The sequence below is a fragment of the Brevundimonas sp. genome (genome assembly GCF_041648615.1).
Lineage (GTDB): Bacteria > Pseudomonadota > Alphaproteobacteria > Caulobacterales > Caulobacteraceae > Brevundimonas.
The window spans coordinates 38130-64011 of the sequence record NZ_JBAZOS010000002.1; the positions used below are offsets into that span (position 1 = coordinate 38130).

Sequence of the window (25882 nt, forward strand, 5' to 3'; positions counted from 1 at the left end):
TTCACGGGATCAATGGCCGTCCACGGGCGATGTTCCGCTCAGGGGCGGCTGACACTCGCCCCGTGAACGGCTAGAAGGCGCGCCCATGAGCGCTCCGCAGAAGACCATGGCCGAACTGGCCGCCGAATACGGCCTGGCCCCGAATGAGTATCAGGTCGTCCTCGACCGGTTGGGTCGAGAGCCCAACAACGTCGAACTGGGCGTCTTCTCGGTGATGTGGTCCGAGCACTGCTCGTACAAGTCGTCGAAAATCCACCTGGGCAAATTCCCGACCAAGGGGCCGCGCGTCATCTGCGGGCCGGGCGAGAACGCCGGGGTCATCGACATCGACGACGGCGACGCCTGCATCTTCAAGATGGAGAGCCACAACCACCCCTCCTACATCGAGCCCTACCAGGGCGCGGCGACGGGCGTGGGCGGCATCATGCGCGACGTCTTCACCATGGGCGCCCGGCCCGTGGCCCTGCTGAACGCCCTGCGCTTCGGCGATCCGTCGCACGAGAAGACGAAGCGGCTGGTCAAGGGCGTGGTCTCGGGCATCGGCGGCTACGGCAACTGCGTCGGCGTGCCGACCGTGGCGGGCGAGACCAATTTCCACGCCGGCTACAACGGCAACATCCTGGTCAACGCCATGTGCGTGGGCGTGGCCAAGGCCGACGCCTTGTTCTACTCGGCCGCGCCGGCCCCGGGCCTGTCGGTCGTCTATTTCGGCTCCAGGACCGGCCGCGACGGCATCCACGGCGCGACCATGGCCTCGGCCGAGTTCGACGAGGACTCCGACGAGAAGCGCCCGACCGTGCAGGTCGGCGATCCCTTCGCCGAGAAGCTGCTGATCGAGGCGACGCTGGAGCTGATGGCCTCGGGCGCCGTGGCGGCGATCCAGGACATGGGGGCCGCGGGCCTGACCTCGTCCTCGGTCGAGATGGCCGGCAAGGGCGCGGTCGGCATCGAGCTGAACATGGACGCCGTGCCCCAGCGCGAGGAGGGCATGACCGCCTATGAGATGATGCTGTCGGAAAGCCAGGAGCGGATGCTGGCGGTGCTGAAGCCGGGCCGCGAGGAAGACGGCCACCGGATCTTCAAGAAATGGGGCCTGGACGCCGCCGTCATCGGCGTGACCACCGACACCGGTCATCTGGTGCTCAAGCATCACGGCGAGACGGTCTGCGACGTGCCGCTGGCCCCGCTGTTCGACGATGCGCCCCTGTACGACCGGCCCTGGGTCCAGCCCGAACTGCAGCCGCGGCTGGACGCCAAGACCATCCCCGCGCCGGACAGCTGGGTCGATGCGGTGCTGAAGGTGTTGTGCTGCCCCGACATGGCGTCCAAGCGCTGGATCTGGGAGCAGTACGACCGCCACGTCATGGCCGACACCCTGCACGACTCGGCCACCGCCGCCGACGCCGGGGTGGTGCGGGTGCATGGCACCGACAAGGGTCTGGCCATGACCTCGGACTGCACGCCCCGCTACGTCCAGGCCGATCCCTATGAGGGCGGCAAACAGGCCGTGGCCGAGGCCTGGCGCAACCTGACCGCCGTCGGTTCGCTGCCCATCGCCATCACCGACAATCTGAACTTCGGCAATCCGCAGCGGCCCGAGATCATGGGCCAGATCGTCCGCGCCATCGACGGCATGGCCGAGGCCTGCCGCGTGCTGGACTTCCCGGTCGTGAGCGGCAACGTCAGCCTCTACAACGAGACCAACGGCGCGGCCATTCCGCCGACCCCGACGGTCGGGGCGGTCGGCCTGCTGACCAACTATGACGTCGTCGTCGGCTTCGGCGGCATGGTCGAGGGCGATGTGCTGGTGCTGATCGGCGAGACGGTCGGCGAACTGGGCTCGTCCCTCTATCTCCGCGAAGTGCTGGGCCGCGAGGACGGTGCGCCGCCGCCGGTCGATCTGGCGCTGGAACGCAAGACCGGCGACTTCGTGCGCGAACAGATCGAGGCCGGCGCCCTGACCTGCGTCCACGACCTGTCCGACGGCGGCCTGATCGGGGCGGCGGCGGAGATCGCCCTGGCCTCGGACGTCGGCGTCGAACTGGACGCCACCTCGGCGGCCCACGCCCACATCCTGCTCTTCGGCGAGGATCAGGCCCGCTATCTGGTGGCCGTGCCGGACGCGGCGGGGATCATCGCGGCGGCCCAGTCGGCCGGCCTGCATGCCTCGGTCGTGGGCCGGGCCGTCGGTCGCGACTTCGCGTCGGGCGAGCTGTTCCGCCTGCCGCTGGATCACCTGCGGGAAATGCATGAGGCGTGGATGCCGAAGTGGATCGAGGGCTGAGATGCGCGCCGTTCTGACAACCCTGCTGGCCGCCCTGGCGCTGGCCGCCTGCGACGGCGGCGGCGATCCCGTTCAACAGGCCCTGCGCGAGACCGCGACGGCGAACCAGTCGGCCACGGTCCGCGAGACCGCGACGACCTCTGCCACCGGACACGCGACGGCTGGACACGGTCCATCAGTCGGCGACCGGGCTTTTGCGGCGTCCGAAGCCGCGATGCATGAGCGCATGACGGCGGCCTCCGGCGAGACCGTGGACCAGGCCTATATCGCCAAGATGATCGAACACCATCGCGGCGCCGTGGCCATGGCCGAGGTGGCGCTGAGGAACTCGCGGGATCCCGAGGTCCGGCGCATGGCCCAGGTCGTGGTCGACAGCCAGACCCGCGAGATCGCCGGGATGCAGGCCTGGAAGCCGGCCCCGGCGAACTGACGCACCCCGCTGGCGCGGGTCCGCATCCGGGCGTAGCGTCCGGTCATGGCTGACGGCTCCCCGACGTTCCGCCCTTGGACCCCGCCCCGGCGCGACAAGCCGCTGGGCTTCGCGGAATTCCTGTGGGTCGGCTGGCGCAATCCGCTGCTGATGTGGTCCAAGCGGCATTTCCGCGAGCCGCAGCTCTACGGCAAGGGCCCGATGGGGGCGATCATCGTGGTCAGCCACCCGGAGGGCGTGCGTCACGTCCTGACCGATAACGCGGCCAACTATGAGAAGGGGGCCCTGCAACGGCGCGTGCTGGGCCCCCTTCTGGCCGATGGCCTGCTGCTGACCGAGGGCGAGAGCTGGCGTCGGGCGCGGCGCATTCTCGCGCCCCTGTTCACGCCCGCGCGCACCCAACGGCTGGCGGCGCGCATGGGCGAGGTGTGCGTGCGACGCGTCGAGGCCTGGCCGCTTGAACACGGCGCCCGGGTGATGAACATCGACAGCGAGATGTCGGGGCTGACCTTCGACATCCTGTCGGCCACCCTCTTCTCCGACGAGCTGGAGGGCGACGCGCGCGGGTTCGAGCGGGCGCTGGACCGGTATCTGGCCATGGGCGCGCGCATCGATCCCCTGGACGTCATCGCCGCGCCGGCGTGGATTCCCCGGCTGGGTCGAGCCGCCAGCGGCGGCGTGGCGCGCTTCTTCGAGGAACGGGTCGCCAACCTGGTCACCCGGCGCCGCGCCCTGATCGAGAGCGGCGCCGACGCTCCTGACGACCTGTTGTCGGCCCTGTTGCTGGCCCGCGACGAACAGGACGGGGCCGCCCTGTCCGACCGCGAGGTGGCGGCCAACATCCTGACCTTCATCCTTGCCGGACACGAGACCACGGCCCGCACCCTGGGCTGGGCGCTGCACCTGATCTCGCGCAGCCCCGACGTCGCCGCCCGGCTTCGCGCCGAGGCCGACGCCTTCGACCTGACCGATCCGAAATGGGCCGACGCCCTGCCCTGGACCCGCGCGGTGATCGAGGAGGCGATGCGCCTGTTCCCGCCGGCCCCGACCCTGGCGCGCCGCGCCCTGGGCCCGGACGTCATCGGCGGCCAGGCGATCGAGGCCGGAACGGCGGTGGCCATCTCGCCCTGGGTGCTGCATCGCCACCAGCTGCTTTGGGAGGACCCGGAGGCGTTCCGGCCCGAACGCTTCCTGCCCGAGAACCGCAAGGCCATCGACCGCTACGCCTATATTCCGTTCAGCGCCGGGCCGCGGGTCTGCATCGGCGCGGCCTTCGCCATGCAGGAGGCCATGATCGCCCTGGCGACCATACTGCGCGCCGCCGACGTCGAGGCGATAAGCACGGTCGAACCGCGCCCGATGCACCAGATCACCCTGCGCAGCCACACGCCGATCCATCTCCGCCTTCGCGCCCGCCGGACCGCGTGACGACCGTCACAATTCCGGGCTAGGTCGAAGCCTTCCCTGTCCGGAGGCCGCCATGCGCTCGTTCGATTCCCTTTCCCGTCGCGGACTGCTGCTCGGCCTCGGCGCCGGCGGCGCCCTGGCCGGTTCGAGCCGCCAGGCCCTGGCCGATCCGGTGTTCGCCGAATACCCCTTCCAGCTGGGCATCGCCGCCGGCGATCCGGCCCCCGACGGTTTCGTCATCTGGACCCGGCTGGCCCCCCGGCCGCTCGAGATCGGCAACGGCATGCCCTCGGCGCCGGTGCCGGTGAACTGGGAAGTCGCCAGCAACGCCGGCTTCGGGACGATCGTCCGCAGCGGCGAAGCCATCGCCCGGCCCGAACTGGCTCACGCCGTCCACGTCGAGATCGAGGGACTGGAGCCGAACCGCGAATATTTCTACCGCTTCAGCGCCGGCCGGGAACGAAGCGCCACGGGTCGTGCGAAGACCGCGCCGGCGGCGGGCGCCGCGACCGCCCAGGCCCGCTTCGGCGTGCTGGGCTGCCAGGCCTATGAGCAGGGCTTCTACACCGCCCACCGCAAGGCGGCCGAAGAGCGGCTCGACTTCATCTATTGCTACGGGGACTACATCTACGAAGGGCGCGGCAGCCGCACCTATAACGGCTCGGGCGGGACGTCGGAGAACCCGCGCCAGCATTTCGGCGGCGAGATCTATTCGCTGGACGACTACCGCCGCCGCTACGCCCAGTACAAGCTGGACGTGGACCTGCAGGCCTGCCACGCCTCGACCGCCTGGTACTGCACCTGGGACGACCACGAGACCGACAACAACTGGGTCGGGGCCTTCGATCAGGACGGGACGCCGCCCGAAGTCTTCGCCCTGCGGCGGCAGGCTGCGGCGCAGGCCTTCTACGAGAACATGCCGCTGCGCCGGTCGGCCTTCCCGCGCGGGGTGGAGATGCAGCTTTACCGTCAGGCCGCCTGGGGCGATCTGCTGGATCTGAATTTCCTCGACACCCGCTCCTATCGCTCGAACCAGCCGTGCAACGACGCCTGGGCCACCACTTGCGCCGGCGTTTCCGATCGCGACGCCCAGGTTATGGGCGAGGCGCAGGAGGCCTGGCTGTACCGCAACCTCGACCAGTCCCGCGCCCACTGGAAGGTGCTGGCGCAGCAGATCATGGTGATGGATCTGGACCGCAAGGAAGGGCCCGAGACCGGCTATAACCTGGACACCTGGGCCGGATACGCCATCCCGCGCCAGCGGCTGCTGGACCGGCTGCGCGAGCGCCGCATCGGCAACACCGTCATTCTGACCGGCGACGAGCACCAGAACTACGCCGGCGAGCTGTACCGCGACAGCCGCAACCCGGAGGGGGCGCCGATCGCCTCGGAGTTCGTCACCACCTCGATCAGCTCCTCGGGCGACGGGCAGGATCAGCGGGCCGACGGCCGGCGCTATCTGGCCGACAATCCGTTCCTCAAATTCAACAACGCCCAGCGCGGCTACGCCGTCTGCGACGTGACGCCGGAACGCTGGCAGACCGAGTTCAAGGTGCTGGACAAGGTGTCGGAAAAGGGCGGCACGCTGACGACACGGGCGAAGTTCGCGGTGGCGAGCGGGGACGCGCGGGTGGTCGCGGCCTGAGGTCAGGCAGGCGGCAAATAGTCGTTGGCCTCGACCAGCCGGAAACCCGGCGCCGTCTGGACGAACTGCCTCAGCCAGTAGCTGTGGCCGGAGCCGTAGATGACCACGATACGGTCGCCCGGCTTCGCGGCCTGCATGAGGCGCGCGAAGATCAGCGCGTTGCGGGTATACCAGCGACCGTTAAGGAGGGCGCCCGGCTGAACATCGCCCGCCCCGAAGACGAGCATCGCCGTGTAGAAGGTCTGGTCGGACGCCGCGCTTTCCGGCCTGTTCATCCACCGCAGCACGCTGCCGACCGTGTCCGCCTGCTGGCGGGCCTCCATCTCGCCGATCATCGTCGCGACCTGTTCGTGCATGGCCCCCAGCACGGGCGAACGGCCGTTGGCCTCGGCCCAGCTCTGGACCTCTTCGAACGGGAAATAGGAGGGCTGGCCTTCACGATCCTGTTCGTCGATGGCGTAGACCCTCTCCAGCCCAAGGCGGTGGGCGAGGCGATAGCCGACCTGAACCCGCTCATCCGGATTGGTCAGCAGGTCGGCCGGCGTGAAGGCGGGATAGCGATGATCCAGCATGTCGGACTGGTTCCGCGCCACCTGCTCGACGGCGATGGCCGTCGGCCGGAAACGCGCGAGCGCCTCGGCGACGGCCTCGAGTTCGGCCTGTTTCGCCGGAGTGGTGACGGGATCGATCCGGGCGTTATGCAGATCCTGGCCGGGGTTGCCCATGTGGTAGGTCCCCAGCACCATGACCTCGATCGGGGTGGGGTCGGGCGTCTGCGCAAGGGCGGCGGCGGGCAGGACGAGGGCCATCACGGCCGCGAGAAATTTCAGCATGGGCCGGGCTCCGGTTCTGGAGACCAGAGGCTCGGACACCACCGTTCGGATGCGCCCTTCCCCGATTTTTAACTGCGGCGGCGCGTCCGCCCTCCAGGGCTACAGGTCCGGCCGCTCCGCCAGCAGGGCGACGAGGCGGTCCGGCTTGCCGTCGAACAGGCGATCCAGCAGGTCCTGCACCTCCCCCTCGACATAGGCCTGGCGGTCGATGACGGCGTGATAGCGCTGGCGGCCGTCCTCCTTCTGCGAGCGGACGGCCCCCTTCTGCATCAGGCGATGCAGAAGGGTCTTGATGGTGGCGTCGCCCCACGGCTGGCGGGACCGGACCTCATCCATCAGAGAGGCGGCCGACAGCGGCCCGCAGCGCCACAGGGCTGCGAGGACGGCGCTTTCCGCCTCGGTGACGGCGATCCGGGTCAGGGCCGCAGCACCGCGCGGTCAATGCGCGCCTCGACGACCCAGTTGCAGATCACGGCGATCACCCCCGCGATCAGACCGAGCACGAACAGGAAGGCGGCCTCGGCCACGCCGGGCGCAAGGACATGGTAGGGCGGCTGCTGGCCGACGTTGGCGATCGCCAGATTACTCATCATGAGGTTCCAGGCCGCGCCCAGCAGACCGATCAGGGGGCCGCCCAGCCGCAGGGCCTGCAGATAGGCCGAGCCGCCGGTCAGGCGCGGGCCCGAGAGGACCTTGCGGACGGCGACGACGATGGCCCCCACAGAGGCCGCGACCAACATGACCATAATGAGCTTCATGGACGGCGATGCGTCCAGGAAAACGACCGTCGGGGTCAGTTTGGGACGCGCATGAGCCAGACCGGGAACGAGCAGCGCCGCCGCGCTGACGGAGATGAGACGAAGACTCGACATGGCAGCCTCTGGATTACGTTTGTAATCCAGTGAGATTACATCTGTAATCTCACTCGTCAATCCCTCAGATGACGGGGATCGCCTGCGACAGTCGCCCGCCGACCCGGATGGGCTCCACGCGCGTGGCCAGCCCCGTCCTGTCGTCGGTCTCGACATAGACGCCGCACACGGTCGCCGGGCCATGGGCCGGAACGTAGCGACCGCCCGAGAGACGGGTGGTGAAGCGCCGCAGGGGCTCTTCCTTCTCGTTGCCGATCACGCTGTCATAGTCGCAGCAGCCGCCGGCGTCGGTCTGGTAGGCGGTGCCGCCGGTCAGGATCTGGCAGTCGGCGGTCGGGACGTGAGTGTGGGTGCCGACCACCAGCGAGGCGCGGCCGTCGCAGAAATGGCCCATGGCCATCTTCTCGGAGGTCGCTTCGCAATGCATGTCGACGATGATGGCGTCGGCGGCCATGCCCATCGGACAGGCGGCCAGTTCCTTCTCGACCGCGCTGAACGGGCAGTCCATCGGGTCCATGTGAATGCGGCCCAGCACATTCATGACCAGCACGGTCTTGCCGGAGTGGGTCTCGAATAGATTGGCCCCCGCGCCCGGGGCGTCCATCAGGCGCGGATAGTTCAGCGGCCTGATCAGCCGCGGCTCGCGCACGATATAGGTCAGGGCCTCGCGCTGGTCCCAGCTGTGGTTGCCCAGGGTCAGGCAGTCGGCGCCGGCCATGAACAACTCGCGCGCGGTGTTCTCGGTGATGCCGAAGCCGCCGGCGGCGTTCTCGGCGTTGACCACCACGAAATCGAGTTTCAGGTCGCGCTTGAGGCCCGGCAGGTGGTCGCTCAGGCCGTCCCGTCCGGACTTGCCGACGACATCACCGAAAAAAGCCAGTCTCATACGAAGGCTCTATAGCCCGTCTCGGTCAGAACGCCATGCAGGCGAATATCATGCGGCTCGACCGGCAGGCGCTCGACCTCCTGCCCCGCGTAGGCGAAGCCGATGCGCACCGTGTCGGGCCGGGCCGCAAAGGTCCGGTCGTAATAGCCCCCGCCCTGCCCCAGCCGTCCGCCCCCGGCGTCGAAGGCCAGAAGCGGCGTCAGGATCAGGTCCGGATCGACGATCCCGGCCAGGGGAAAGGGCGCGGGGACTCCAGCCTCGTCCAGTTCGAGCGGCTCGCCGGGCGCCCAGCGGCGGAAGATCATGGGCGCGTCCCGTTCGATGACCACCGGCAGGCACAGCTCGCGGCCCGCGCGGCTGAGGGCCAGCGACAGGGCGTCGACGTCCAGTTCCGAGCCGATGGCGCGATAGACAGCGACGATCTGCCCCGGCGGCAGGGCGCTCGCCTGCCCGGCCGCCCGGCCGGCGGCGCCCGCGTCCAGCCCGGCCAGACGCTTGCGCATGGCCCGCATGGCGGCCCGGAGCTGATGCTTGTCGGTCATGGGAGAAGCCGCCGGCCGCGTCGAACACGCGCGGCAGCCCTAGCGCGCGCAGTTGCCGCGCTCAAGCAGCGAGCGACCGCGTCGCGTGCGATAGCGCAACAAGGAGGGAGAGGGTGGCGGCGCCGCAAGAACCGTGAAGGACGTTTAAATCCTCTCGACCTGGGTAGCCAGGTGGGCGCCGTGTGCCCAGGCCCACGAGCCTGGTCAGGGACAGCTCCCTTCGAGTGAATTAAGGTCGCAAGGAAATGTTGCCTTCGACGAGGGCCGCAGCAAGACCCGCCGTCGGGCAAGATAGTCCTTCCGCCGGGGCGGAACAATGGCCGCGGCTCACAGTCCCTGGGCGATTTTTTCCAGCCGGGCGGCGACGGCGTTCAGCGCCTCGGCCACGCCGTCGGTGGCGGCGGCCGCGGTGGACGCCGGGGCGGCCCCGCCGTTGGCGCGCGCCTCATGCAGTTCGTCGGCCAGCATCAGCCCGGCCATCAGGAACAGGCGGATATCGCCGACATGGCCCACCTCGCCCGCGACCTGACGCACATGGCCGTCGAACTGGCCGGCCAGGGTGCGGACGCGGTCCTCCTGGCCATCGGCGCAGCCGACGGCATAGGGGCGGCCGTTGATCTCGACGGTCACCGTGGCCATCAGCGGGCCTCCGGTTCGGACAGGCTGGCGCGGATCGCCTCGGCGGCGCGCGACAGGGCCTCGGCGGCGTCGCGGCCTGCAGCCTCGAGCTCATGGATGCGGGCGCGGTCGGTCTCGGTCGAGGGTTCCGGCGCGAACAGGTCGTCGTCGGGCACCCGGCTGGATCCAGCCGCACGCCCCTTGAGATCCAGCAGCCGGCGTTCCAGCAGAGCCAGCGCGCGGTCGACACGGTCCTTGGCGGCCGAAGCAGCATCCATTCGGGTCACATCCTCCAGAATCCGTATAGAACCCGCGCGCACGCCGGGGTAAAGCGGCGCGCTTCCTTTTTTCCGCCTCCCGATGAAAGTGCCGCCCGTGGCCGACAGCAAGAGCGTATCCGAAAAAGCCACCCCGAAGCAGATGGCCGACGCCATCCGGGTGCTGTCCATGGACGGGGTGGAGAAGGCGAAAAGCGGTCACCCGGGGATGCCGATGGGCATGGCCGACGTCGCGACGGTGCTGTTCTCGAAATTTCTGAAGTTCGACGCGAGCCGGCCCGACTGGGCCGACCGCGACCGTTTCATCCTGTCGGCCGGGCACGGGTCGATGCTGATCTACAGCCTGCTGCACCTGACCGGCTACAAGGCGGCGACAAAGGAAGAGCTGTCCAACTTCCGTCAGTGGGGGTCGAAGACCGCGGGCCACCCCGAGTTCGGCCATATGCCGGGCGTCGAGACCACCACGGGTCCGCTGGGCCAGGGCTTGGCCAACAGCGTCGGCTTCGCCATGGCCGAGCGTCATCTGGCGGCGCGGTTCGGCGATGATCTGGTCGATCACCGGACCTGGGTCATCGCCGGCGACGGCTGCCTGATGGAGGGCGTGTCGCAGGAGGCCATCGCCCTGGCCGGCCGGTATCGCCTGAACAAGCTGACCGTCCTGTGGGACGACAATTCGATCACCATCGACGGCGCGGTGTCCCTGTCCGACGCGACGGACCAGAAGGCCCGTTTCAAGGCCGCCGGCTGGGCCGTGAAGGCCATCGACGGCCATGACATGAAGGCCATCAAGTCGGCGCTGCAGTGGGCGACCCGGCAGGACCGGCCGACCCTGATCGCCTGCAAGACGAAGATCGGCCGCGGCGCCGCCACCATGGAAGGCAGCCACAAGACCCATGGCGCCGCCCTGGGCGCCGCCGAGATCGCCGCCACCCGTCTCGGCCTGTCGTGGACGCACGAGCCCTTCGAACTGCCCGAGGCAATCGACAGGGCCTGGAAGAAGGTCGGCAAGCGCGGCGCGAAAGAGCGCAAGGCGTGGGAAGCCCGGCTGAACGCCTCGTCCCGGGCCGCCGACTTCACCCGCGCCATGAAGGGCGAGCTGCCCGTCGGCGCCTTCGACGCCCTGAACGCGAAGATCGCCGAACTGGTCGAGACCCAACCGGCCCAGGCCACGCGCCAGTCCTCGGGCGCGGCGCTGGACGAACTGTTCGCAGCCATTCCCGAACTGGTCGGCGGCTCGGCCGACCTGACCGGATCCAACAACACCTTCGTCAAGGGCACGCCGATCTTCGACGCGCCGACCTATGAGGGCCGCTACGTCAACTGGGGCATCCGCGAGTTCGGCATGGCCGCGGCCATGAACGGCATGGCGCTGCACGGCGGGGTCATTCCCTACGGCGGCACCTTCATGGTGTTCTCGGACTACAGCCGCCCGGCCATCCGTCTGGGCGCCCTGATGGGGGTGCGGGCCATCCATGTCCTGACCCATGACAGCATCGGCCTGGGCGAGGACGGCCCGACGCACCAGCCGGTCGAGCATCTGGCCGCCCTGCGCGCCATCCCCAATCTGCTGGTCTTCCGCCCCGCCGACACGGTCGAGGCCATGGAGTGCTGGCAGGTGGCGCTGGAGCATAAGGCCGCGCCGTCAGCCATGGCCCTGTCGCGGCAGAAGACGCCGGCGGTCCGCACCGTCGCGGCGTCGGAGAACCTGTCGGCCAGGGGCGCCTATGAGATCCGGGCGGCGAAGGGTGAGGCGAAGGTGACGCTGTTCGGCACGGGCACAGAGCTGGCGCTGGCGCTGGCCGCCGCTGATGTTCTGGAGGCGGAAGGCGCGCCGACGCGGGTGGTCTCGGTCCCGTGCTTCGAGCTCTTCTTCCAGCAGGATGCGAAATACCAGGCCTCGGTCATCGGCCGCGGCACGGTGCGCGTCGCCGTCGAGGCCGCCATCCAGCAGGGCTGGGAGCGGTTCATCGGCGAGGACGGCGCCTTCGTCGGCATGACCGGCTTCGGCGCCTCGGCCCCGGCGGAGGTGCTGTACGAGAAGTTCGGGATCACCACGGAAGCCGTGGTGGCGGCGGCGAAGGCGCGGCTCTAGGGCCGTGCCGCGTCTCGGCGCCGTCAGCCTGCTGGTCCGCGACTACGACGAAGCCATCGCCTTCTACGTCGGCAAACTGGGCTTCGCGCTCGGCGAGGACACGGACATGGGTGGCGGCAAGCGCTGGGTGCGGGTCACGCCGAAAGGCGGCGAGACCTCGCTGCTGCTGGCCCGCGCCACGACGCCGGATCAGGACGCCCGCGTCGGCGATCAGGCGGGGGGGCGGGTCTGGCTGTTCCTCGAAACCGACGACCTGGTGCGCGATCACGCGGCGTGGTCGGCGGCCGGCGTTGTCTTCCGCGAGACCCCGCGCGACGAACCCTATGGCAAGGTGGTGGTGTTCGAGGATCTCTACGGCAACGCCTGGGATCTGATCGAACCCGCCCGCACCGGAGACTGACCATGCGTATCGGCACCCCGCTGTCGGACAGCGCCACCCGCGTGATGCTTCTGGGCGCCGGCGAGCTCGGCAAGGAGGTGGCGATCGAGCTGCAGCGGCTGGGCGTCGAGGTCATCGCCGTCGACCGCTATCCCAACGCGCCCGCCATGCAGGTGGCGCACCGCAGCCACGTCATCCCGATGACGGATCCCCATGTTCTCGCGGGCGTCATCGCCGCGGAAATGCCCCACATCATCGTGCCGGAGATCGAGGCCATCGCCACGGACGTGCTGGCCGAGATCGAGGTGGCGGGACACGCGGTGGTCATCCCCACCGCCCGGGCGACCCGGCTGACCATGAACCGCGAGGGCATCCGTCGGCTGGCGGCGGAGGAGCTGGGTCTGCCGACCTCGCCCTACGCCTTCGCCACCTCGGCCGATGAACTGGCCGAGGCGGCCGACCGCATCGGCCTGCCGGTCTTCGTCAAGCCCGTGATGTCGTCATCCGGCAAGGGCCAGTCCTTCGTCGAGTCCCCGGATCAGGCAGTCAGGGCCTGGGCCTACGCCCAGTCCGGCGGCCGGGTCGAGACCGCGACGGTCATCGTCGAGGGCCGGATCGATTTCGATTTCGAGATCACCCTGCTGACGGTCCGCTCGATGCGGAATGGCGCGGTGCGCACCGACTTCTGCGCGCCCATCGGCCATCGCCAGGTCAAGGGCGACTATGTCGAGAGCTGGCAGCCGCAGGCGATGACGCCCGCGGCCCTGGCCGCCGCGCAGGAGATCGCCGGCAAGGTCACGGACGCTCTGGGCGGCCTCGGCGTGTTCGGGGTCGAGCTGTTCGTGAATGGCGACCATGTCTGGTTTTCGGAGGTGTCGCCGCGCCCGCACGACACAGGGCTGGTCACGCTCGCGACCCAGGCCCAGTCCGAGTTCGCCCTGCACGCCCGGGCCATCCTGGGCCTGCCGGTCGACGTCAGCCAGCGCGACATCGGCGCCAGTGCGGTGATCTACGGCGGCATGGATGCGACGGGCATCGCCTTCGAGGGCGTCGCTGAAGCCCTGTCGGTGCCGACGGCCGACCTGCGGCTGTTCGGCAAGCCGGAGAGCTACGAACGCCGCCGCATGGGCGTGGCGACGGCGCGCGGCGCGACGACGGACGAGGCGCGCGAGCGGGCCCGCCTGGCGGCGTCGAAGGTCAGGCCGGTCGCGGTCTAGAGCGGCGCGGCGGCCACGGCCTGCGCCTGTTCCGCGCGCGGGGCGGCGAGGACGGCGACCGCGGCCTCCAGCGCCGCATCCCGTCCAGCGTTCCGATCCTTCCCGCTATCGGGCACGGCCAGATCAGGGGTCACGCCCCGCTTTTCCAGCCGCACGCCGCCGGACGTCACGAAGTCGGCGCGGCTCAAGGTCAGCCGGCCGCCATCGGGCAGCCGCGTCTCCTGCGAGATCAGCACCGCACCCGCTGTCAGCGAGCCGACGACGACAGCCCGACGGGCTTCCTGCAAGGCGGCGGGCGTCAGTTCGGCGGCGCTGCGACTCTGGCCGTCGACCAGAACCGCGACGTCGTTGGCCACGGGTTCCGCCAGTTCGCCGCATCCGCCGGCCGTCTTCAACGCGACCTGCCGGCCGTTCCGGGAGGTGCGGGTCGCCCAGGTCCGGTTGCCCGGCAGGAAGCAGCTCAGCACCGCATCCGCCTCCATCAGCCGCCCGCCGGGATTGCCCCGCAGGTCCAGGATCACATCCGTGTCCGGCGCCAGGTCGGCCAGTTGCTGACCCATCCAGCGGCCCAGACCCTGGTCGAAGGCTTCAACCCGCAACACCAGCACATTGGGCCGCGAGCGGTCGGCGACGAAGGCCGGGCGCGGCTCCATGACGCGCGGGTTCAGAACGGTCGGGCGCGCCGCGCCCTCGTCGTCGATCAGCGTCAGGGTCAGGGGCCGTCCCTCGATGACATCCTGTTCCGGGGTCCAGCCCAGGGCGCCGTCGGCGATCAGCCGCCAGCCGACTCCAACGCCCGCCTCATCGGCAGGCGAGCCCTCGCGGACCTGTTCCACGACATAGCTGTCCTGGTCCTCCCGGTCGGCCCGCAGGGACAGGCCCACGATCGCGCGCCGTTGGCGCAGCTGATCCTGACGGCGGGCGACGGCGGGCGGCGCGGCGCCGGCGTGGTCGTCGTCGAGCAGATTCAGCATCTCGCGCAGCGACCGGTACAGGGTGCGGTCGTCCGGGGCGGTCAGGGCCACCGGCCGCCAGGTCCGGCGCGCGGCGCTCCAGTCGACCCCATGCAGGTGCGGATCATAGTATTCGCGGCGCACCTCGTTCCAGACATGGTCGAAGACCTGCTGGTTCATCCGGACGCGTTCCCGGCTGGGCGGCGCCCCGGCGGAGATCGGTGACGGAGCGGCCGATGCGGTCGCGGGATCGCCCGCCAACGCCGGAGCCGCGAAGAGCGCAAGACTCATCGCGGCTGACACGGTCAGTCGATCAAACAGGCGACGGAAGGTCATGACGCCATTAGAGGGCGCCTTCGCCGAGTTTCAAATCACGAAGTCGCCGGGCGGATCAATCGTCACTGCCATGTCGCGTTTCGATCCGGTGGGTGAAGACCTCGACATCCCGGCCCGGGCCGCGTTCGCCCTGCTCGATGAAGCCCGAGTGGTCGGCGTCCATGCGGGTGAAGGCTTCGCGCAGAGGGCCCGTGAACTCGGCCTCGCTGATCCGGCCGTCGTTGTCGGCGTCCATGTCGTTCCCGCCGTCCGGCCCGCCGGTCTGGCGTATGATGACATTGCTTTCCCCAAGGCCTTCGGCGCCACGCGGCGTATGGATGATGCGGGCGCTTCCCTCACCGGTCAGACCGCGCAGGACGATCTCGTGCTCGCCGGGGCCGCCTTCGCCGCGGCCCGTGAACACCATGGTGCGGACCTCATGCTCCGCATGAGCGCCCGACGGACCAGGGCGGCGCAGCTCGACATGGCCCACGCCCGGTCCGCCCCCGCCACCCGGGCCGCGGTGGATGATGACATTGTCATCGCCCGGGCCATGGCCGGCCGCCATCTCCTCTGTCGACAGGCGGCCGTCGCCGTCCCTGTCGATACGGGCGAAATGATCGTTCATCGGGGCGGCGAACTCCTCGCGCGAAATCTGGCCGTCGCCGTCCTTGTCCAGTCCGCCCGGACCGTCAGAGCCCAGGACCATCAACCGGGTGTGAAATCCCGGAGGCGCGGGAGGAGCCGAAGCCGCCGGCGGCTCCTGCATCAGGACGGCGGACAGGGCGATCAGGGTGAGCATGGAAATCTGTTCCCGTAGTTGGAGCAACGCCGTTCCATCACCCCGCTGTTTCCCCCGTGTTTCAGAGCGATGGAGAAATGTTTCAGTGCTGAAATGACGGCGAGCGTCCGGTTCGCCACAATGGCGGTCATGCAAGCCGACATTGTCCCCCGCATTCTCGTCGTCGATGACGACCCCGGCATCCGCGAGGTGTTGTGCGATTACCTGAGCCAGCACGGCTATGACGCGATCGGCGCCGCCTCGGCGGCCGAGATGGACCGGGCCGTCGCGCGCCAGGCGCCGGACCTGATCGTGCTGGACCTGATGATGCCGGGCGAGGACGGGCTGTCGGTCTGTCGCCGCCTCTCGGGCAAGGGCGGGCCGCCGATCGTCATGCTGTCCGCCATGGGCGAGGACACCGACCGGATCATCGGGCTGGAGCTTGGGGCCGACGACTATCTGGCCAAGCCCTGCAATCCCCGGGAACTGCTGGCGCGGGTCCGGGCGGTGCTGCGCCGTCCACGCGACGAGGTCGCAACCGAGGGCCCGATCCTGGCGTTCGCCGGCTGGCGACTGGACCTGCTGCGGCGCGAGCTGACCCGGCCCGACGGCCTGGTCGTCACCCTGTCGGCCGGCGAGTTCGCGCTTTTGCGTGTCTTCGCCGAAAGGCCGGGCCGGGTGCTGACCCGCGACCAGTTGCTGGAGCGTGCGCGGGGCGCCGACGCCGACGTCTTCGACCGCGCGATGGATGTGCAGATCAGCCGGTTGCGCAAGAAGCTGGACGACGGCTCGGGGCTGGAGATGATCCAGACCCTGCGCGGCGAGGGCTATATGTTCGACGTCCGGGTCGAGCGGCGCCATGGCGTCGAGCGAGGCGCCGCGTGAGGCGTCCGTCTTCCCTGCCTGTCCTGGTCCAGGTGGCGGCGCTGGCGGCGCTGGCCGTGATCATGTCCCAGGCGGTCACGTTCGGCGTGGTGGTCCTGGCGCCGGAACCCCGTCCCGCCGGCTTCAGCATCGAGGCCGCCGCAAACGCCCTGAAGGGCGAACCCGCCGAGACTGCCGACGGCCGCGCCTTGCGCCGCCGCATCGTCGACCGGCCGCCGGGCGCGCAGCAAGACGCTCCGGTCGACCCCATGGCCCTGGCGATCCGGGCGGGTCTGGCCCAGCGGCTGGGCGTGCAGCCCGACGCGGTGCGGGTGACCGTGGACCACGGTCCGCGCCGCGCGCCGCCCGGCCCCCGCGGGGGACCACCCGACCGCGAGCGGGTGGATCTTGTCGTTATCCGGCCCGATGCTGTTCCAGCTCCGCCCTCGCCCCTGCCTTCGGAACCGGCCGCCGCCGCCACGCCGCCCGCGCGCGCCGGTGAGACGGTCATCGTGCAGCGCGGGTCCGAGGTCCGGGCCCAGTTGCGTCTTCGCCACCCCGCGCCAGGGGGAGGCAGCGGCGCCTTCGTCATCGACCGGGAGACGCACCAGTTCACCGTCCTGGCGGACCGGCTCACCTTCGCACCGTTCGCCGCGTCGGTTCGTCAGGCCGACGGACGCTGGGCCACGGTCGAGCCGCCGCGCGGTCTGCTGTCGCCGTGGCAGCAGCGGGTGCTGCTGGCCCTCGTCATCTCCCTGCTGCTGCTGGCGCCCCTGGTCTGGTTCATGGCCCGGCGCCTGACACGGCCGATCCGCGTTTTCGCCGACGCCGCAGAACGGCTGGGGGCCGACCCCGACGCCGAGCCGCTGACTCCGTCCGGCCCCAGCGAGGTGCGCACAGCCATCCACGCCTTCAACGACATGCAGGCGTCCCTGCGCGACCACATGCGACGCCGCACCCAGACGGTGGCCGCCATCGCCCATGATCTGCGCACGCCCCTGACCCGGCTGCGCTTCCGGGCCGAACAGGCGCCCGAGACCCTTCGTGACCGGATGGCGGCCGACATCGAGGAAATGGACGCCCTGATCGGCCAGGCCATGGCCTATGTGCGCGGCGAGGCGACCCCCGAGCGGCGCGAACGGTTCGATCTCGACGCCCTGGCCGAGGATTGCGCGGCCGGCTTCTCCGAGACCGGCGCCGCCGTGACCTTCGCCGATGGCGAGGCGCTGCCGGTCGAGGCCGATCCGGCCGCCCTGCGCCGCGCGCTCGCCAATCTGATCGCCAACGCGGTGAAATATGGCGGTGCGGCCCGGGTGAAGGCCCTGCCGGACGGCGACCGCGCCGTGATCCTGATCGAAGACGACGGCCCCGGTCTGCCGGAGGGCGAGCTGGAGGCCGTTTTCGAACCCTTCCATCGCGCCGAGCGCTCGCGCAGCCGCGAGACCGGCGGCGCGGGCCTCGGGCTGACCGTCGCGCGACAAGCGGCGCGGGCGTTCGGGGGCGACGTGACCCTGATCAACCGGCCCGGGGGCGGCCTGACCGCCCGGCTGAGCCTGCCCCTGAATATTCGTCCGAAGGAGACGCCCTGATGCGCGCCCTGATCTTCGCCGCTGCCCTGCTGGCGGCCACGCCCGCCCTGGCCCAGACGCCCGCGCCGCGAGAGACGGTCGAGGCCGTCGCCGGCCGCATCCGCGACCTCTATTTCGACCCGGCCGCCGGCGACCGCATCGCCGACGGGCTGGAGGCCGAAAGCGCGGCCGGCGCCTTCGACCGTCTGTCAGACGGTCACGATCTGGCCGCGGCCCTGAGCCGACGGCTGCGTCCGCTGGATGCGCATTTCAATGTCGCCTACGATCCGAACGCGCCTGCCGGACCCGGTCCCGCCCTGCGGATCCCCGGGCCGCCGCCCACCGCGGGCGCCGGGGATCCCGCGCGTCGCTCCCGCCTGGCCAATCCGATGGAGGCTCGCGGCCACTACGGCTTCCGCAAGGTCGAGATCCTGCCGGGGAACGTCGGCTATATCGATCTGCGCCAGTTCTCGAACATCGACTTCGACAATCCGGCCGATCCGGCCCGGCGCGCGGCCGACGCGGCCCTCGACTTCGTCGCCGACGCCGATGCGGTGATCTTCGATCTGCGAGACAACGGCGGCGGGGCCCCGTCCATGGTCGGCTATCTGACCAGCGCCTTCACCCCGGCGAACGCGCCGATCTACAACATCTTCCACAGCCGCGAGGGCACGGAGAGCGAGGCGCCGGCCGTGTTCCATCCAGCGCCCCGGCTGGATGTCCCCGTCTATGTGCTGATCAGCGGCCGCACCGGCTCAGCCGGCGAGGCCTTCCCCTACACCCTGCAGGGCGCCCGGCGTGCGACCATCGTCGGCGAAGCCTCGGGCGGGGCGGCCAATCCCGGCGGCATGGTTCCGGTCGGCGGTGGTTTCGCGGTCTTCATCTCGCAGGGCTCGCCGAAAAATCCGGTCACGGGCGGCAATTGGGAAGGGACGGGCGTCATCCCTGATGTCGACGCGCCCTGGGATCAGGCCCTGACGCGGGCCCACGCGATGGCGCTTGAGGCCATCGTCGCCGGCGACAGCAGCCGCATTGACGCAGCCTGGGCGCTCCAGGCGATGAACGCGACGACCCCGGCGGGGGATCTCGCCCCCTATGCGGGCGCCTATGGCGAGCAGATCGTGTCGGTGGCGGGCGGCCGGCTGCATGTGGTCCGTGGGCGTCGCCCCCCGGTGGTCCTGGCCCGACTGGACGGCGATCTGTTCACCGTCGTCGGAGACCCCGGCCGGCGCGTGCAGTTCTCGCGGGATGAGGCGGGGCGGATCGCGACCATGGACTCGCTCGGGGTCGGCGGTCCCGGCCCACGCGCGCGCCGCATCGACTGAGCCTGGCGTTACAGTCGATCACGCCTTGTTACGGGCGCGGGCTTGATCCTCGCGCCCTCCGGTTCCATTGAAGCCCGACATTCAGCCCGCTTCCACGGAGACCGCCCCATGACCGTCCGCGTCGCCATCAATGGTTTCGGCCGCATCGGCCGCCTCGTCCTGCGCTCGATCGTCGAGCATGGCCGTCGCGACATCGAGGTGGTGGCGATCAACGATCTGGGGCCGGTGGCCACCAACGCCCACCTGCTGAAATACGACTCCGTGCACGGCCGCTTCCCCGGCACGGTCGAGTTCGGCGACGACTGGATCGATGTCGGCCTGGGCAAGATCAAGGTCACCGCCGAGCGCGATCCGTCGAAGCTTCCGCACAAGGAGCTGAACGTCGACATCGCCTTCGAATGCACCGGCCTGTTCACGACGAAGGAAAAGGCGTCGGCCCACCTGACCGCCGGCGCCAAGCGCGTGCTGGTCTCGGCCCCCTGCGACGGCGCCGACAAGACCATCGTCTACAAGGTCAACCATGACGTCCTGACCGCCGACGACATCGTCGTCTCGAACGGCTCGTGCACAACCAACGCCCTGGCCCCGGTCGCCAAGGTGCTGAACGACCTGTTCGGCATCGAGCGCGGCTATATGACCACCATCCACTCCTACACCGGCGACCAGCCGACGCTGGATACGATGCACAAGGATCTGTACCGCGGCCGCGCCGCCGCCCTGTCGATGATCCCGACCTCGACCGGCGCCGCCAAGGCCCTGGGCCTGGTCCTGCCGGAGCTGAAGGGCAAGCTGGACGGCTCGTCGATCCGGGTGCCGACGCCGAACGTCTCGGTCGTCGACCTGAAGGTCGTGGCCGGACGTCAGGTCACCGTCGAGGAGATCAACGCCGCCCTGGTCGCCGCCGCGTCGGGCCCGATGAAGGGCGTCCTGGACACCACCACCGACCCGGTCGTCTCGATCGACATGAACCACGTGGCCGCCTCGTCCACCGCCGCCCTGCCCCAGACCCAGGTGGTCGACGGCACGCTGGCGCGCGTCCTGACCTGGTATGACAACGAGTGGGGCTTCGCGACGCGGATGGCCGACACGGCGCTGGTGATGAGCAAGCTGATCTGACGCCGGTGTCTCCTCCCCGTCGCGTAGCGATGGGGAGGGGGACCGCGAAGCGGTGGAAGGGTCCTTCCACCGCACGGAGTCCGGGGTGACAACCCCTCCGTCACGGCGCAAGCGCGCCGCGCCACCTCCCCATCCGCTTCGCGGACAGGGAGGAGACAGGATAGACCGATGACCTTCCGCACCCTCGACGACGCTCCCTCCCTCGCCGGCAAGACCGCCCTCGTCCGCGTGGATTTCAACGTCCCGATGGAGGACGGCAAGGTCACCGAGGACACCCGGCTGCGCGTCGCCATCCCGACCATCAACCGGCTGCGCGACGCCGGGGCCAAGGTCGCCCTGCTGGCCCATTTCGACCGGCCGAAGGGCAAGGTGGTCCCGTCGATGAGCCTGCAGCCGGTGGTCGACGACCTCGAACACCTGCTGGGCGCCCCCGTGCGGTTCGCGACCGACTGCGTGGGCGATGAGGCCAGGACCATGATCGCCGACCTGCCCGTGGGCGGCGTGGTCCTGCTGGAAAACGTTCGCTTCCACGCCGGGGAGGAGGCCAACGACCCGGCCTTCGCGCAACAGCTCGCCGACCTCGGCGACCTCTACGTCAATGACGCCTTCTCCGCCGCCCACCGCGCCCACGCCTCGACGGAGGGACTTGCCCGCCTGCTGCCCGCCTATGCCGGCGAGTCGATGCGGCGCGAGCTCGACGCGCTGGACGCCGCCCTTGGCAAGCCGCGGAAGCCGGTCATGGGCATCGTCGGCGGGGCCAAGGTCTCGACCAAGCTGGACCTGCTGAAGAACCTCGTCGGCAAGCTGGACCGGCTGGCCATCGGCGGCGGCATGGCCAACACCTTCCTGTTCGCCCAGGGGATCAATATCGGCGGCTCCCTGGCCGAGCGCGACATGGCCGACACTGCCCGCGAGATCCTGACCGAGGCCAAGGCCCGGGGCTGCGAGATCCTGCTGCCCGTGGACTTCATCGTGGCGACCGAGGTCAAGCCCGGCGCGGCGGCACGCACCGTCGTGGCCGGCCAGCCGCTGTCGGCCGACGACAAGATCCTCGACGCCGGCCCGGCCAGCGTCGCCCGCCTCGTCGACGCCCTGACCGCCTCGAAGACCCTCATCTGGAATGGCCCGCTCGGCGTGTTCGAGGTACCGCCCTTCGACACGGCCACCGTCGCGGTCGCCCGTCATGCGGCCGCCCTGGCCAAGGCCGGGGTCCTGACGGCGGTCGGCGGCGGCGGCGACACGGTCGCGGCCCTGCACCACGCGGGCGTGGCCGACGACATGACCTTCGTCTCCACCGCCGGCGGGGCCTTCCTGGAGTGGATGGAGGGCAAGCCCCTGCCGGGCGTCGAGGCGCTCCGGACCTGACGTCTGCGTTGTTACAATGCGTGACTTCGAGGCGCAGGGCGGCTAAACCACCGGCAAAACATACGGGCTCAGGAGACACCCCATGGCGCGCATCACGCTGCGACAGCTTCTCGATCACGCGGCCGAAAACGGCTACGGCCTGCCCGCCTACAACATCAACAACATGGAGCAGGGACTGGCGATCATGGAGGCGGCCGAGGCGGTCAACGCCCCCGTCATCATCCAGGCCAGCCGCGGCGCGCGGAACTACGCCAACGACATCGTCCTGGCCAAGCTGATCGACGCCCTGGCCGAGCTGTATCCGCACATCCCCGTCTGCATGCACCAGGACCACGGCAACGGCCCCGCCACCTGCGCCACCGCCATCCAGTATGGCTTCACCTCGGTGATGATGGACGGCTCGCTGGAAGAGGACGCCAAGACCCCCGCCAGCTACGAATACAATGTCGACGTCACCCGCCGCGTGGTCCAGATGGCCCATAGCTGCGGCGTCTCGGTCGAGGGCGAACTGGGCGTGCTGGGCTCGCTGGAGACCGGCATGGGCGAGGCCGAGGACGGCCACGGCTTCGAGGGCAAGCTGGATCACTCCCAGCTTCTGACCGATCCCGACCAGGCCGTCGACTTCGTCCGCGAGACCCAGGTCGACGCCCTGGCCATCGCCATGGGCACCAGCCACGGCGCCTACAAATTCACGCGCAAGCCCGACGGCGACGTCCTCGCCATGAATGTGATCGAGGAAATCCACCGCCGCCTGCCCGACACCCATCTGGTCATGCACGGCTCGTCCTCGGTGCCGCAGGACCTGCAGGACATCATCAACCAGTACGGCGGCAAGATGCCCCAGACCTGGGGCGTGCCGGTCGAGGAAATCCAGCGCGGAATCAAGCACGGCGTGCGCAAGATCAACATCGACACCGACAACCGCATGGCCATGACCGGAGCGGTGCGCAAACTGCTTGCGGAAAAGCCGGGCGAGTTCGATCCGCGCGCCTGGATGAAGCCCGCCAAGGAGGCGATGCGCAAACTCTGCCAGGAGCGGTTCGTCCAGTTCGGCTGCGAGGGCCAGGCGTCGAAAATCCGGCCGCTGTCGACAGCGCAGATGGCGCAGCGCTATGCGAAGGGCGAGCTGAACCCGCACTTCGGCTCGGCTGCGTCAAAAGCCGCCTGATAGCGGCGACCTGACGCCCTACCAGTCGCCGTACTGGCTCCGGAACCGCCAGCGCACGTCCCTGACGTCGCGTTCGGCGTCGTCGATGGCCTCCTGGGCCCGGCGCCAGTCCCGCTCGGTGTCCGCGCGCTCGCGCCGGAGCTCCTGAATGCGGTTGCGGATCGTCTCGCGTTGCTGGTCGGACAGGCCGTCCGCCCGGGCCTCGGCCTGTTTGGCGGTGATCTTGTCGTCCAGCTCTTCCAGCCGGTCCCCCAGCGACTCCACCCGGCCACGCGCATCGGCCAGGGCCTGCTCGGCCTGATGAACCAACTGGCCGTCGCGGTACGCCGGAATGAAGTCGGCTTCCAGACGCGACGGGCAAACGCCGCCATAGCTCGACCCCGTCCGGCCGGCCTGAAAACCGCGGTCAGGCGTGCAGTACTGCCTCAGGCCCTGTTCCCGTCCGGCGCCATAGGCGGAGGCGTCCGGCGTCACGCCATGCTTGGCGCAGGCCTCGGCATGATCGTTCAGCCGGCTCATGGTCAGGCCCGCCGCGCCGTCGGCGTAGCCCTGGCTGGACCAGTCGCCCGCCATGCACTGTTCCGCGCTCATGGTCGCGCAACTGCCCAACGCCAGCGCCGCCCCCCCGGCCGCGGCTGCAAGAATCCAGACTCGCATGGCCTTCACCCCCTTAGCAAAACCAAGCTTGACCATAAACCCGCAACCCGTCGTTCGCCAAGGCGCGCCTTGTGTGTCCGCCGGCCTGTCGTGCTAGATCGGCGACCGCCCGCCTTCCGGGGCGGCGGAGCGCGCCGTGTCCGACGAACCCCTTCTGTCCGAAGACCTCCTCGCAGACGAGGACGGCGTCACGGTTCTGGAGGCGCGCCTTGAGACCGGCGGCGTCCGCCTCGACAAGGCCCTCACCGACATCTTCCCGACGCTGTCGCGCGCGCGGCTGCAGGCCCTGCTGGCGGAAGGCGTGATCACCCGCGACGGCGCGCCGGTGTCCGTCGCCTCGGGCAAGGCCCAGCCTGGCCTGTATGCGGTCGCCCTGCCGGCGGTCGTGTCCGCCATTCCCCAGCCGGAAGCGATTCCCCTGACGGTGCTCTACGAAGACGCCCATCTGATCGTCATCGACAAGGCGGCCGGCATGGCGGTCCATCCGGCGCCGGGCAGCGAGACCGGCACCCTGGTCAACGCCCTGCTCCACCACTGCGCCGCATCGCTGTCGGGCATCGGCGGCGTGGCCCGCCCGGGGATCGTGCACCGGCTGGACAAGCATACGTCCGGCGTGATGGTCGCCGCCAAGTCCGACGCGGCCCACGCCGGGCTGTCGGCCCTGTTCGCCGACCATGACATCGAACGCACCTATATCGCCCTGACCCGGGGCTCGCTGCGCCCCGAGCATGGCCGCATCATCTCCCAGCTCGGCCGTTCGAGCGGGGATCGCAAGAAGATGGCGGTTCTCAGCCACGGCGGCCGGGAGGCCATCACGGATTACGTGGTCGAACGGGTTTTCGGCGCTTCCCCACAAAAGGGCTCGCGCCCCGCCGCCCCGCCCATGGCCGCGCGCATCGCCTGCACCCTGCACACCGGCCGCACCCACCAGATTCGCGTCCACATGGCTTCGAAGGGCGCGCCACTGCTGGGCGATCCGGTCTACGGCACCGGCAGCCCCGCCAATCCCGTGCGTGCGGCGATCTCGGCGGCCGGACTATCCCGTCAGGCGCTCCACGCGGCCATCCTCGGCTTCGTCCACCCGATCACCGGCGAGGCGCTTCGGTTCGAGACGCAGCCGCCGGAGGATATGCGGGCGCTGGAAGAAATCCTCGCCGCCCTATAGTCAGTCTTGATTAAGGACTGACTCTTTGTTATAGACTCCGCTATTCGATGCCGTGGCGCCGGGGCAACGGTCACGCTCACGTGTGACCATCCGCCACTGACAAGTGCGGAAACCCGACCCTATTTCATCGGTTGAGGGGTGAGGCGGCGGTGCACATTGGGTGGCCGCTTCCGAAGGACCCGCTCGTTCAAACGGTCGGAGGGACCATATGGCTGTAGCTAGATCACTCGCGGTGATGTCGCCTGAACAGGGCTTGTCGCGATACCTGACTGAAATCCGCAAATTTCCGATGCTGGCGAAGGACGAGGAGTTCATGCTCGCCAAGCGCTGGACCGAGCACCAGGACGCCGAGAGCGCCCACCGCCTTGTGACGTCCCACCTGCGCCTGGTGGCGAAGATCGCCATGGGCTATCGCGGCTACGGCCTGCCGATCGGCGAAGTGATTTCCGAGGGCAACGTGGGCCTTATGCAGGCCGTCAAGAAATTCGACCCCGACAAGGGCTTCCGCCTGGCCACCTACGCCATGTGGTGGATCCGCGCCTCGATCCAGGAATACATCCTGCGCAGCTGGTCGCTTGTGAAAATGGGCACCACCGCCGCGCAGAAGAAGCTGTTCTTCAACCTGCGCAAGGCCAAGAGCCAGATCTCGGCCTTCGAGGAAGGCGACCTGCATCCCGAGCACCTCGCCGCCATCGCCACCAAGCTGGGCGTATCCGAGGAAGAGGTCACCAACATGAACCGTCGCCTCGGCGGCGACTCCTCGCTGAACGCACCGATCCGCTCGGATGGCGAGAGCGAATGGCAGGACTGGCTGGCCGACGACACTGCGGTGTCGCAGGAAACCGCCCTCGCCGAGAGCGAGGAAAAGTCGATCCGCATGGGTCTGCTTGAGGAGGCCATGCAGGAGCTGACCGACCGGGAGAAGCACATCCTGACCGAGCGCCGCCTCAAGGACGATCCGGTGACGCTGGAAGAGCTTGCCGGCCAGTATGGCGTGTCGCGTGAGCGCGTCCGTCAGATCGAGGTTCGCGCCTTCGAAAAGCTGCAGAAGGCCATGCGCGCCGCAGCCGACGAGCGAAATCTGGTCGACGCCTGATCAAGGCTGTCGAGGTCGACAGCAGA

25 protein-coding genes and 1 other RNA gene are annotated in these 25882 nt (G+C 69.6%); 15 read left to right on the top strand and 11 right to left on the bottom strand.

Features of this window, described 5'->3' with window-relative positions:
* The first annotated feature begins 85 nt into the window (after positions 1 to 85).
* The 4 genes from purL to WC555_RS01550 are packed head-to-tail and all read left to right on the top strand — an operon-like array spanning position 86 to position 5766.
* A complete protein-coding gene (gene purL / locus WC555_RS01535) occupies positions 86 to 2284 on the top strand; it encodes a phosphoribosylformylglycinamidine synthase subunit PurL (RefSeq protein ID WP_373250533.1) in 2199 nt (732 codons plus the stop codon).
* 1 nt (position 2285) lies between these two features.
* Positions 2286 to 2714, top strand: coding sequence for a DUF305 domain-containing protein (locus WC555_RS01540; protein ID WP_373250535.1), 429 nt, complete (start codon positions 2286 to 2288; stop codon positions 2712 to 2714).
* 45 nt (positions 2715 to 2759) lie between these two features.
* Positions 2760 to 4142, top strand: coding sequence for a cytochrome P450 (locus tag WC555_RS01545; protein WP_373250537.1), 1383 nt, complete (start codon positions 2760 to 2762; stop codon positions 4140 to 4142).
* 52 nt (positions 4143 to 4194) lie between these two features.
* On the top strand, positions 4195 to 5766 hold the full coding sequence (locus tag WC555_RS01550; RefSeq protein ID WP_373250539.1) for an alkaline phosphatase: 1572 nt from the start codon (positions 4195 to 4197) through the stop codon (positions 5764 to 5766).
* 2 nt (positions 5767 to 5768) lie between these two features.
* Here WC555_RS01550 and WC555_RS01555 read toward each other — a convergent pair whose 3' ends face one another.
* The 8 genes from WC555_RS01555 to WC555_RS01590 all read right to left on the bottom strand — a co-directional run bounded on the left by WC555_RS01555 (position 5769) and on the right by WC555_RS01590 (position 9795).
* The gene (locus tag WC555_RS01555) at positions 5769 to 6599 is read right to left on the bottom strand and encodes a DUF5694 domain-containing protein (RefSeq protein ID WP_373250540.1); all 831 of its coding nucleotides are present in this window, start codon (positions 6597 to 6599) and stop codon (positions 5769 to 5771) included.
* Between the two features lie 99 nt (positions 6600 to 6698).
* Entirely contained in the window at positions 6699 to 7019 is a 321-nt protein-coding gene (locus WC555_RS01560; protein ID WP_373250775.1) for a BlaI/MecI/CopY family transcriptional regulator, read from the bottom strand.
* Entirely contained in the window at positions 7016 to 7357 is a 342-nt protein-coding gene (locus WC555_RS01565) for a MotA/TolQ/ExbB proton channel family protein (protein WP_373250541.1), read from the bottom strand. The genes WC555_RS01560 and WC555_RS01565 overlap by 4 nt, the downstream gene beginning before the upstream one ends.
* Before the next feature lie 178 nt (positions 7358 to 7535).
* Positions 7536 to 8357: a YmdB family metallophosphoesterase gene (locus tag WC555_RS01570; protein ID WP_373250543.1), complete on the bottom strand. Its 822-nt coding sequence runs from the start codon at positions 8355 to 8357 to the stop codon at positions 7536 to 7538.
* Positions 8354 to 8899, bottom strand: coding sequence for a 5-formyltetrahydrofolate cyclo-ligase (locus tag WC555_RS01575; RefSeq protein ID WP_373250545.1), 546 nt, complete (start codon positions 8897 to 8899; stop codon positions 8354 to 8356). The genes WC555_RS01570 and WC555_RS01575 overlap by 4 nt, the downstream gene beginning before the upstream one ends.
* Before the next feature lie 115 nt (positions 8900 to 9014).
* Positions 9015 to 9175: non-coding RNA, 6S RNA (gene ssrS / locus WC555_RS01580), on the bottom strand.
* A gap of 51 nt (positions 9176 to 9226) precedes the next feature.
* Positions 9227 to 9538: a cell division protein ZapA gene (locus WC555_RS01585; RefSeq protein ID WP_373250547.1), complete on the bottom strand. Its 312-nt coding sequence runs from the start codon at positions 9536 to 9538 to the stop codon at positions 9227 to 9229.
* The gene (locus tag WC555_RS01590; RefSeq protein ID WP_373250548.1) at positions 9538 to 9795 is read right to left on the bottom strand and encodes a hypothetical protein; all 258 of its coding nucleotides are present in this window, start codon (positions 9793 to 9795) and stop codon (positions 9538 to 9540) included. Before WC555_RS01590 ends, WC555_RS01585 begins: the two co-directional genes overlap by 1 nt.
* Before the next feature lie 142 nt (positions 9796 to 9937).
* Here WC555_RS01590 and tkt point away from each other — a divergent pair, with 142 nt between their 5' ends.
* From tkt to purT, 3 genes are read left to right on the top strand one after another with little or no spacing between them, the layout of a single operon-like run.
* Entirely contained in the window at positions 9938 to 11887 is a 1950-nt protein-coding gene (tkt, locus tag WC555_RS01595; protein ID WP_373250776.1) for a transketolase, read from the top strand.
* Between the two features lie 4 nt (positions 11888 to 11891).
* Positions 11892 to 12287, top strand: a complete 396-nt coding sequence (locus tag WC555_RS01600; RefSeq protein WP_373250549.1) for a VOC family protein — start codon at positions 11892 to 11894, stop codon at positions 12285 to 12287.
* On the top strand, positions 12284 to 13483 hold the full coding sequence (gene purT, locus WC555_RS01605; RefSeq protein ID WP_373250778.1) for a formate-dependent phosphoribosylglycinamide formyltransferase: 1200 nt from the start codon (positions 12284 to 12286) through the stop codon (positions 13481 to 13483). The genes WC555_RS01600 and purT overlap by 4 nt, the downstream gene beginning before the upstream one ends.
* Here the strand turns inward: purT and WC555_RS01610 are convergent.
* Positions 13480 to 14616, bottom strand: a complete 1137-nt coding sequence (locus WC555_RS01610) for a S41 family peptidase (protein WP_373250550.1) — start codon at positions 14614 to 14616, stop codon at positions 13480 to 13482. The two genes, purT and WC555_RS01610, sit on opposite strands and share 4 nt — an antisense overlap.
* Positions 14617 to 14827: 211 nt before the next feature.
* Complete coding sequence (locus tag WC555_RS01615) at positions 14828 to 15553, bottom strand: EF-hand domain-containing protein (RefSeq protein ID WP_373250552.1); 726 nt, start codon at positions 15551 to 15553, stop codon at positions 14828 to 14830.
* A gap of 129 nt (positions 15554 to 15682) precedes the next feature.
* Here WC555_RS01615 and WC555_RS01620 point away from each other — a divergent pair, with 129 nt between their 5' ends.
* From WC555_RS01620 to fba, 6 genes are all read left to right on the top strand, one after another.
* Positions 15683 to 16417, top strand: coding sequence for a response regulator (locus WC555_RS01620; RefSeq protein WP_373250554.1), 735 nt, complete (start codon positions 15683 to 15685; stop codon positions 16415 to 16417).
* Entirely contained in the window at positions 16414 to 17985 is a 1572-nt protein-coding gene (locus WC555_RS01625; RefSeq protein ID WP_373250556.1) for an ATP-binding protein, read from the top strand. The genes WC555_RS01620 and WC555_RS01625 overlap by 4 nt, the downstream gene beginning before the upstream one ends.
* Positions 17985 to 19289 (top strand): S41 family peptidase, encoded by a 1305-nt coding sequence (locus WC555_RS01630; RefSeq protein ID WP_373250558.1) that lies wholly within the window; start codon positions 17985 to 17987, stop codon positions 19287 to 19289. The genes WC555_RS01625 and WC555_RS01630 overlap by 1 nt, the downstream gene beginning before the upstream one ends.
* Positions 19290 to 19397: 108 nt before the next feature.
* Positions 19398 to 20405 (top strand): type I glyceraldehyde-3-phosphate dehydrogenase, encoded by a 1008-nt coding sequence (gene gap, locus WC555_RS01635; protein WP_373250560.1) that lies wholly within the window; start codon positions 19398 to 19400, stop codon positions 20403 to 20405.
* A 168-nt stretch (positions 20406 to 20573) separates the two neighbouring features.
* A complete protein-coding gene (gene pgk / locus WC555_RS01640; RefSeq protein WP_373250563.1) occupies positions 20574 to 21770 on the top strand; it encodes a phosphoglycerate kinase in 1197 nt (398 codons plus the stop codon).
* Between the two features lie 82 nt (positions 21771 to 21852).
* Complete coding sequence (fba, locus tag WC555_RS01645) at positions 21853 to 22938, top strand: class II fructose-bisphosphate aldolase (RefSeq protein WP_373250564.1); 1086 nt, start codon at positions 21853 to 21855, stop codon at positions 22936 to 22938.
* 18 nt (positions 22939 to 22956) lie between these two features.
* Here the strand turns inward: fba and WC555_RS01650 are convergent, their stop codons facing one another.
* Positions 22957 to 23595 (bottom strand): DUF2799 domain-containing protein, encoded by a 639-nt coding sequence (locus WC555_RS01650; protein WP_373250566.1) that lies wholly within the window; start codon positions 23593 to 23595, stop codon positions 22957 to 22959.
* 136 nt (positions 23596 to 23731) lie between these two features.
* On the opposite strand from WC555_RS01650, the gene WC555_RS01655 reads away from it, so the two are divergent.
* Complete coding sequence (locus WC555_RS01655; protein WP_373250568.1) at positions 23732 to 24760, top strand: RluA family pseudouridine synthase; 1029 nt, start codon at positions 23732 to 23734, stop codon at positions 24758 to 24760.
* Positions 24761 to 24968: 208 nt separating this feature from the next.
* Positions 24969 to 25856, top strand: a complete 888-nt coding sequence (gene rpoH, locus WC555_RS01660) for an RNA polymerase sigma factor RpoH (RefSeq protein ID WP_373250570.1) — start codon at positions 24969 to 24971, stop codon at positions 25854 to 25856.
* The last annotated feature ends 26 nt before the right edge of the window (positions 25857 to 25882 follow it).